Source organism: Pseudomonas fluorescens (assembly GCF_902497785.1).
Taxonomy (GTDB): Bacteria; Pseudomonadota; Gammaproteobacteria; order Pseudomonadales; family Pseudomonadaceae; genus Aquipseudomonas; species Aquipseudomonas fluorescens_BO.
Genome location: NZ_CABVHK010000015.1, coordinates 185,759 through 193,509 on the forward strand (window position 1 = coordinate 185,759; position 7,751 = coordinate 193,509).

Below are 7,751 nucleotides of genomic sequence, written 5' to 3' on the forward strand. Positions count from 1 at the left end.
CTATTAAAGGGCGGCGAGGGCGTTGGCTTACATGATTGGGGTTGGTGCATCGGATTTTTTTCTGAGATCCAGCACGAAGAGGATCGCCTCTGAAAGTTTTAGTATATGATACGATTTACCTAAATTTCCGGCATGAAGCTGAAAAGGAGTAACAAGGTGGTGAAGACTCTAATTAGAAAGTGGCTAAAGCATATTCCTAGTAAATATTCTTTTTATATTGAAAGTGCTTATGTTGTTTTTAATCAGAGACTTCTTTTTGATTTACGCTCCAAAAGGTTTTGGGCGAGGGCAAAAGCAGCTGATGACCTTGAAAGGAGTCTGTTGAACGAAATCGAAAAGAACGGTTTCGTGATGATTCCTAATTTCAAAGATAAAGGTTGGTGTGAGTTGGCAGCTGTAGAGTTAAAGTCGGCCTTGAGTAACGAAAACCGTGCGACCCGCACTGATGAAGATGACAGAGTTTTTGGAATTGAAAAAGTTTCTGGAAGGGCCGAAGAATTCGCCCAAGACGCTTTTTTGAAAAAACTGTCTTCGGAATATGCAAGATCTGATGAGCGCCTGTTATTTTGCATGGCCAACCGAGTTTCATATAAAAATGATGAATCCTACGGGAGTGGCGGTGAGTGGCACCGTGACGGCTTTCGTCGGCAGATGAAGGCGATGATTTACCTCACTGACGTCACCGCAATGGATGGTCCGTTTTCGGTGCTCTCAAGATCGCACAAATTTAGCCAGATCATTAGAGATGTCCGACAGATCGGCAGCTGGATATCAGACAAGGTGGTGTCGGGCGTCGCTTCTACGCGACTGAAGGACGCGGGTGATAGGTTCGATGTTCTGTCTCCAGGTCGAGTTGCTAAGTTCTCTGCGCCTGCGGGCACGCTGATATTGTTTGATACCTCTACAGTTCATGCTGGGCAACCTCCAAAGGCTGGCGGCAAAGAAAGGTTGGCGTTGACTAACTATTATTGTCATGTAGATATGGTGGCTGACTCCCTCGAGTACTATAAGAGGTTTGTCAAAGTCCATTGATTATTTAGCTACTTCAAACCCCGACAAGTTCGGGGTTTTTTTTGCCTGGAGAAAAGTATGACCGTCACTGAAAAAGACCGTGACATCTTCGCCCGCACTCTGTGGGGCGAGGCCCGCGGCGAAGGTCTGACCGGACAGATCGCCGTTGCTTGGACCATCCGCAACCGCGTGGATGATGGAAAGGATAAATCATGGTGGGGGGAGGGCTACGCCGGCGTGTGCCTAAAGCCTTGGCAGTTCAGCTGCTGGAACAAGAACGACCCGAACTACCCCCAGTTGTCGGGTGCTCGACAGATCCCGTTCCGCGAGTTGGCCCGAGCGCGCATCGCCGCTGACCAGGTGATCGACGGCCATGTGTCGGACCCTACCGGCGGCGCCACGCACTATTACGCGATCGCAATGAAGAAGGCGCCGGGTTGGGCGGCGAAGGCCACACAGACGCTGAAGCTTGGCGGGCACGTCTTCTTCAAGAATGTGCCGTGATCCAGTTGATGCTGGCCGTCAGCTATTCTTGTCGGTAAATTGCGGTTGATTCATTTCCGCATTCGTCAGAATGAAGAGGCAATATGGAAAAGCGGCTAGCGGGTCTTTCCCTCCTTTTGCCTGTCGCATGGGTGACATTGGTGGTTCTGTTGATGTATTGGCTGTCGTAGTGAAGGTGAATATCGTGGAAGAAGTGGTCTTAGACGGAAAAATGAAGCGGGAAGCTGATCGGCTCCTTGCGCATATCGCCCAGGCGGACTCGATGATCATCGCCGTCAAGGCTGGCGCGCGGGCCGACGGTTTCGTTTTGGGGATGGAAACCGTGGGCGCTCTGAGGTCGGGAGACGCGGAAAACCTTTACATGATCTTTGAGGCGGCGCTTGAAAAACGCCTGAAAGAGCTGGCGCCGGGGTAAACGCCCGATCAATCAGGCCGACTCAATCTTCGTAAACGGATCTTTGCCGGTGAGCTCGCGAAGCTTTCCGTGAAGCTCGCTGATCACTTTGTTCTGCGCCATCAGCTCCCAATTTGATTTCGTCTCGATGCTGTTCGCCTTGCGGTTGGCATCGGCGGCCTCCGCGCGCGCGGGGCTCAACTCGGCGCGAAGCTGGTCGCGCTCCGCCGACACCTCGGCGTGCATCTGCACCAGGCCGAAGATGTCCTGCCGGGCTTTGCGCACTTGCAAGGTGAGCTCCTGGATTTCGTTCTCGGTCATGCGCAGGAACTGGCGACAGGTTTCCAGCTCGGTCGGTGAGCCAAGCCAGTCGCTGGTGTCTTCGATTTCATACGGGTCCACGGTGATGCCTTATCGGTACTGTTTGAATATACAGTAATCGAGGCGCGCCGACGGGGCGAGGGTAGGGCGACGAGCTGCATGATATTGAGGTAAGAAGACGGTTGGAATCGATCCCACGCGGCTTTCGCCAGGTCCACGTGAGCGGCCGTTCGTCATTGTTGAGGTGGTGAATGTCGCTGACGAAGAGCGTTAGTGATGGTTTCCTCTAATTCGACAAGCGTATACGGTTTAGGCAGAAAAACTGTCGCGGGCAGAAGCTCTTGCTTATCAATGGAATAACCCGAGGTGAGGATTGATGGAATCGATGGCCATCGTTCATGTGCCAGGCGAATAAATTCAATTCCTTGGATTCCTCCTGGAAGCCCATGATCCGCGATTATTAGGGAGCACTTACCATCAATACTTTTGAGGTGGATCAGAGCTGAACCAGCGTTATCGAAAGTCGTCGATGAAATGCCAATTTCCTCCAGCGTTTCCTCCAAGAGGATCCGAATTAGCGGCTCATCCTCAACGATGATTACCGGCTCAGGAAGGGGTTTAAACTCAGACAAACTTACAGTCACTTTGAAATCCTTCTCTGGGGGCGCAGGGCTTCCAGTGTAAGCGCTTTCGAGCAACGCATAACGAAGGAGTTTTGATAAGGCTGCAAGGTGAGGGCGAAATGAGACTTCTGGTTAGCGCAAGCAGAATCGGATCTTTGGACAAGAACAGAACTGCTGGCGCTCGGTTACTTTGGTCCAAATTGCGCCCTGCAACGCTCATTCGGGCGACATAAGCACAGCCAGCGTCAGCTTTATGAATTCCTCATTCCGGTCGATGGCTTCCAGGGCGCCGCGCACGTTGTCAGCGACTTCGACGCCGCCTCGCTGCTCGACCCAATTGGAGAGTTCGAGGATGGCGGCTTCGAGGGCTAGCTGATTTTCATTGATCTTGTAGAGCAGGGAAGGGAGTAGGTCAGAGCTGGGCATGGAATTCCTCCGGGGATGGAGGAAAGCGTAGCAGTAAATTTTGAAGTGACGAACGGTCGGCAGGAAGCCGGGGGAGGGGGTAAAGCTTGTACCAATTTTTGTACCAATTACCGTGTAAAGCAGGTGAAAACCGGGTATGCCTAAGTAGGCAAGTGCCCGGATTCATTGACTATTGTTACTTTGCCTTACCCCTTTAGAATCGCGGTGTAATTCTGTTCCAGGGACATGAAACTACCTGTGGGGATTTTCGCAAAGGGCAAGGGTACGGTGGCAAACACGGCGCTGCAAGCGTGACGCAACAGCTTTACTCGTCGCGGCCTTCCATCATGGTGCGTTTGAGCATCACATAAACCGCCCCGGCACCGCCATGTCTGGCCTGGCACGAGGTGAAGCCAAGTACCTGTGAATGCTGGCGCAGCCAGGTGTTGACGTGGCTTTTGATCATCGGCCGCTTGCCGTCCAGACGCACGGCTTTGCCGTGGGTGACGCGCACGCAGCGGATTTCGAATTTGGTCGCTTCGGCGAGGAAGGCCCAGAGGGTTTCCCGAGCTTTTTCCACGGTCATGCCGTGCAGGTCGAGGCTGCCTTCGAATGGGATCTGCCCGATCTTCAGCTTGCGCATCTGGCTTTCCTGCACGCCGTCGCGGGCCCACATCAACTCGTCTTCCGGGCCGACGTCGATAACGAATTGATCGGACAGCCCGTCAACGGTGGTGGCGTCGGTGCGCACGGTGGCGGCCTGGCGCAGCTTGGCGATCTGGGCGCGGTCAGCTTTGGGTTTACCGGTTTCGGCGCGATCGTGCTTGATCGGCTTGACGCCTTGGATGGCGCTTTTGAACAGGGAAAAATCGTCGTCTTGCATGGCAGCCTCCGCGAAGGGCGGCCAGTTTACCCAAGTCGGGACATGATCGATAACAATTGAGGGCCCGGCTAAACGCCAGGCCTCAATTCAGTCGTGCTTTTTCATCAGGTGCGGGGACATGTTCAACGCTCGCGACTGGCGCGCACGGCGGCGGCAACGGCGCCACAACCACACGCCCAGGTAAAGCAGGAACAGGCCGACCGCCAAGATGATCGCCGACCCGAGCGGGCTTGCGTTCAGCTCGCCGAGCGCCGGTGGGCGACCCAGCAGGCTGGCGGCACCGGCCATCGCCAGCAACACGCCAAGCGTTGCCAGGAGGGCAGCGAACGCTGCGCCGAATCGAAAACGCCAGTTGCTTTGGCCTTTGGGCCGCAAGCGGCGTGCGTCAAAACCATCGGATAACTTCATTCCGACCTTCCTCAATGGGTATCGGCCCTTCGACCGGGAGTTGTCCGGGTTGTTCCTGAGGCTAAGTCAATTACAGCTAATGAGAGGCTTTTGCGGATGAGCGGCGGCCTGCACCGCTCATCCGCCATCGATCAGATCAGATCGTGGGTGAGGGCGAGGGTGGCAAAGTTGTCCGCCATGATCGCCATTTCGGTCTGTTGAACGTGATCGGCACTCAACACACCGCCCTTGTAAGGCAAATCGCGGGTGGCGCAGGCGTCTTCAACCAGGGTGCAACGGAAGCCCAGGTTCTTCGCGGCGCGCACGGTGGTGCTGACGCTGGAGTGGCTCATGAAACCGCAGACGATCAGGTCCAGCGAGCCGAGGTTTTGCAGGCGCTCCAGCAGTTCGGTACCGTGAAACGCGCTCGGTAGCAGTTTGCCGATGATGGTTTCGTCGCTCAGCGGTTCGAGGCCCGGAATGAATTCACCGCGTTCGCCTTGCGGGTCGAACAACCCGCCCACAGTGCCCAGGTGGCGTACATGCACGATTGGCCGGCCGGCAGCGCGGGCAGCGTTCACCAGCTGTTTGATGTTCGCGACGGCAGCGTCCATGCCAACCAGCGCCAATGGACCACTGAGGTATTCTTTCTGGGCATCGATGATGACAAGCGTCGCATGGCTCAGATTGGCTGCTGCATAACCGCGGCCGCTGAGTTGAAACATCGTTTTTGGAACGGACATTCTGGGGCTCCTTGGAGTGGGGCTTTTGCGACATTGTCCTCTGGCTGAGCGCTTCTGTGAATCGCTACCATCGCAGGGGCCGTCGTTGCTGGCCCGTAGCTTTGTCAAGATACTCGTTTTGTTCAATAGCCAACGCAAAAAATGGATGGCTCCTACATTCGGGCCGGCGTTTTTCCTGCGTCGTCGTCGAGCGATTTGGCTGTTAGAATCGCCAGTCGTTTTTTTTGGAGTTTGCCTCGTGATCACTTCCCGACTTCGTACCCTGCGTGACCATATCCGTTGGGCCGTCAGCCGCTTCCATGGGGAGGATCTGTTTTTCGGCCATGGGACCGACAACGCCTGGGACGAAGCCCGTCAACTGGTGTTGGGTGCGTTGCACCTGCCGTGGGAAATTGCTGACAGCTACCTCGACTGCAATCTGGAAGACGATGAGCTGGTCAAGCTGCAGCGCATGCTCAAGCGCCGAATCGAGGAACGCATTCCGACCGCTTATCTACTGGGTGAAGCCTGGTTCTGCGGCATGTCGTTCATCGTCGACGAGCGCGTGTTGATTCCGCGTTCACCGATTGGCGAGCTGATCGAAAAGCGTTTTGAACCGTGGCTGAACGCCGAGCCTGCGCGGATTCTCGACTTGTGCACCGGTTCCGGCTGCATCGGCATCGCTTGCGCCTACGAGTTCCAGAACGCCGAAGTGGTGCTGGCGGATCTGTCGTTCGAAGCGCTGGAAGTGGCCAACAAGAACATCGAGCGCCATGGCGTAGATGAGCGGGTCTTCACGGTGCAGGGCGATGGTTTTGACGGTTTGCCGGGTCAGCGCTTCGACCTGATCGTGTCGAACCCGCCGTACGTCGATGCCGAAGATTTCGCCGACATGCCCCAGGAATATCAGCACGAACCGGAACTGGGCCTGGCCTGCGGCGACGACGGTTTGAACCTGGTGCGGCGCATGCTGGCCGAAGCGGCGGATCATCTGACCGAGAAGGGCTTGCTGATTGTCGAAGTGGGCAACAGCCAGGTTCACGTTGAGACGTTGTACCCGGAAGTCGACTTCGCCTGGCTCAACTTCGAGCGCGGTGGGCATGGGGTGTTCATGCTGAGCGCAGAACAGTGCCGCGCGCATCAGGCACTGTTTGCTTCGCGCGTCTGACCCTTAAAGCAAAAGATCGCAGCCTTCGTCAGCTCCTACAGTTGAAACGCGTATTCCTGTAGGAGCTGGCGAAGCCTGCGATCTTTTGATCTACCGGTGCGTGGCAATCCAGATCAATAACCCCGCCTGAAACACCGAAAACGCCACCAGGCAGGTGATGGTGAAGCGTAAGCCGGCGTCTTCACGCTTGTACTTGCTGACCTTTTCTTCGTGCTTCTTCAGCTTCACTTCCTGCTCGGCCAGATTCTGCTCAGCCTGCTGCAGCATTTGCGCGGCCTCGAGAATTTCCACCTGTTGCAATTTCTCGGTGTTCCATTCCGCCAACAGGTCGCCGACCGTGACCGCCTTGACGCTGCCCTTGAGATGCTGGGCGTCGGCGTATGCCACTTCAAAACCATGCGCCTTCAGAAAGTGATCGCGGCGCAGGCGCGTGCTTTCGTTCAGCGCATCCTTGTTGTTCAGGTCGGTGCCGTCGACGGTGTAACCCGGCCAGCGTTTTTTCGCCCAGCCAATGCCCTGAGCCGCCATATACCGCCCGATACCCCGGTTCATCGGCTCGATCTGTAAACCGCTGTCAGGTCCGAAACGCACGCGTTTGGTGATGTGATCGACCCACACGTCCAGGTGATTCTGTTCCTTGCGCACCCGCTGGCCCGGCAGTGAAAGGCTCATGCGCATCAGACTGCGCTGCTTGTCGTTACGTTCGGCATAACCGAATTCGACAAAGCGCAGTGGCCGCGCACCAGTGTTGCGGTCGGTCTGCAACGGCGCCAGACGGAGCATCTTGTGATGCTCGACGTGGACGTCCGCCCACGGCAGCTCGACCACTGGCGGTGCGTCTTGTTCAGCGGTGGTGTCGGGTGAAGTCGGGGTATCAATCATAACGGCGCGGTCCTGTCAGGCTCTGCTTGCCGCCAGTCTTGGCGCTGGCGACAAAGGCTTATCGGCCAAACAGCGCTTAACTGGAGCGAAGTCCGTCAATAAACCGCAGAATTCGCGATCCGAGCTCGGCCGCCAGGGGCAGTTGCGGATCTTTATAGGAGGCCAATTGCCGTTTGACGTCGTTGGGCACGATGCGCATGACGTGGTTCATACCGTCGATCAAGGCCAGTTCGGCATCGGGTTTGGCAGCCTTGAGCAGCCTGGCGTCATCGACACCCACCTGAATGTCGTTGCTGCCCTGGATGATCAGCGCCGGCATGTGCAATTTGGCGAAGGCTGCCGCCGGGTCCTGGCGGAACAGCGAAATCAGGTACGGCTGCACGCTCGGGCGAAAAATCACCTGAAGTTGCGGCGGCACGTTGTCGTCGGTGCGACCGGCCTTGAGAGTGTC

At 56.2% G+C, this 7,751-nt stretch carries 12 protein-coding genes; 4 read left to right on the forward strand and 8 right to left on the reverse strand.

Annotated features, from left to right (window positions below):
- The first annotated feature begins 159 nt into the window (after positions 1–159).
- The 3 genes from F8N62_RS22480 to F8N62_RS22490 all read left to right on the forward strand — a co-directional run bounded on the left by F8N62_RS22480 (position 160) and on the right by F8N62_RS22490 (position 1,930).
- A complete protein-coding gene (locus tag F8N62_RS22480) occupies positions 160–1,032 on the forward strand; it encodes a phytanoyl-CoA dioxygenase family protein (protein ID WP_191632419.1) in 873 nt (290 codons plus the stop codon).
- A gap of 57 nt (positions 1,033–1,089) precedes the next feature.
- Positions 1,090–1,515: a cell wall hydrolase gene (locus F8N62_RS22485; protein WP_150712738.1), complete on the forward strand. Its 426-nt coding sequence runs from the start codon at positions 1,090–1,092 to the stop codon at positions 1,513–1,515.
- Positions 1,516–1,699: 184 nt separating this feature from the next.
- Positions 1,700–1,930, forward strand: a complete 231-nt coding sequence (locus F8N62_RS22490; RefSeq protein ID WP_150712739.1) for a hypothetical protein — start codon at positions 1,700–1,702, stop codon at positions 1,928–1,930.
- A 12-nt stretch (positions 1,931–1,942) separates the two neighbouring features.
- On the opposite strand, the gene F8N62_RS22495 is transcribed toward F8N62_RS22490, so the two are convergent.
- The 6 genes from F8N62_RS22495 to F8N62_RS22520 form a co-directional block, all read right to left on the reverse strand.
- Complete coding sequence (locus tag F8N62_RS22495; protein ID WP_224791399.1) at positions 1,943–2,311, reverse strand: hypothetical protein; 369 nt, start codon at positions 2,309–2,311, stop codon at positions 1,943–1,945.
- Positions 2,312–2,463: 152 nt separating this feature from the next.
- On the reverse strand, positions 2,464–2,874 hold the full coding sequence (locus F8N62_RS22500) for a response regulator (RefSeq protein WP_191632420.1): 411 nt from the start codon (positions 2,872–2,874) through the stop codon (positions 2,464–2,466).
- Positions 2,875–3,069: 195 nt separating this feature from the next.
- The gene (locus F8N62_RS22505; RefSeq protein ID WP_150712742.1) at positions 3,070–3,279 is read right to left on the reverse strand and encodes a hypothetical protein; all 210 of its coding nucleotides are present in this window, start codon (positions 3,277–3,279) and stop codon (positions 3,070–3,072) included.
- A 304-nt stretch (positions 3,280–3,583) separates the two neighbouring features.
- A complete protein-coding gene (locus tag F8N62_RS22510; protein WP_150712743.1) occupies positions 3,584–4,141 on the reverse strand; it encodes a Smr/MutS family protein in 558 nt (185 codons plus the stop codon).
- Positions 4,142–4,228: 87 nt separating this feature from the next.
- Complete coding sequence (locus tag F8N62_RS22515) at positions 4,229–4,549, reverse strand: hypothetical protein (protein ID WP_150712744.1); 321 nt, start codon at positions 4,547–4,549, stop codon at positions 4,229–4,231.
- A 131-nt stretch (positions 4,550–4,680) separates the two neighbouring features.
- Entirely contained in the window at positions 4,681–5,271 is a 591-nt protein-coding gene (locus tag F8N62_RS22520) for a cysteine hydrolase family protein (RefSeq protein ID WP_150712745.1), read from the reverse strand.
- Between the two features lie 238 nt (positions 5,272–5,509).
- Here F8N62_RS22520 and prmB point away from each other — a divergent pair, with 238 nt between their 5' ends.
- On the forward strand, positions 5,510–6,418 hold the full coding sequence (prmB, locus tag F8N62_RS22525; protein ID WP_150712746.1) for a 50S ribosomal protein L3 N(5)-glutamine methyltransferase: 909 nt from the start codon (positions 5,510–5,512) through the stop codon (positions 6,416–6,418).
- A 90-nt stretch (positions 6,419–6,508) separates the two neighbouring features.
- On the opposite strand, the gene F8N62_RS22530 is transcribed toward prmB, so the two are convergent.
- Complete coding sequence (locus F8N62_RS22530) at positions 6,509–7,300, reverse strand: hypothetical protein (RefSeq protein WP_150712747.1); 792 nt, start codon at positions 7,298–7,300, stop codon at positions 6,509–6,511.
- Positions 7,301–7,376: 76 nt separating this feature from the next.
- Positions 7,377–7,751 (reverse strand): alpha/beta fold hydrolase (locus F8N62_RS22535; RefSeq protein ID WP_412071981.1); only part of this gene is annotated, 375 nt, incomplete at its 5' end.

Excerpts from the sequence above, each read along its gene's own strand:
- F8N62_RS22485 (WP_150712738.1), top strand. The coding sequence starts at position 1,090 with ATGACCGTCACTGAAAAAGACCGTGACATCTTCGCCCGCACTCTGTGG.
- F8N62_RS22505 (WP_150712742.1), bottom strand. The coding sequence starts at position 3,279 with ATGCCCAGCTCTGACCTACTCCCTTCCCTGCTCTACAAGATCAATGAA.
- F8N62_RS22510 (WP_150712743.1), bottom strand. The coding sequence starts at position 4,141 with ATGCAAGACGACGATTTTTCCCTGTTCAAAAGCGCCATCCAAGGCGTC.
- F8N62_RS22515 (WP_150712744.1), bottom strand. The coding sequence starts at position 4,549 with ATGAAGTTATCCGATGGTTTTGACGCACGCCGCTTGCGGCCCAAAGGC.
- F8N62_RS22520 (WP_150712745.1), bottom strand. The coding sequence starts at position 5,271 with ATGTCCGTTCCAAAAACGATGTTTCAACTCAGCGGCCGCGGTTATGCA.
- F8N62_RS22530 (WP_150712747.1), bottom strand. The coding sequence starts at position 7,300 with ATGATTGATACCCCGACTTCACCCGACACCACCGCTGAACAAGACGCA.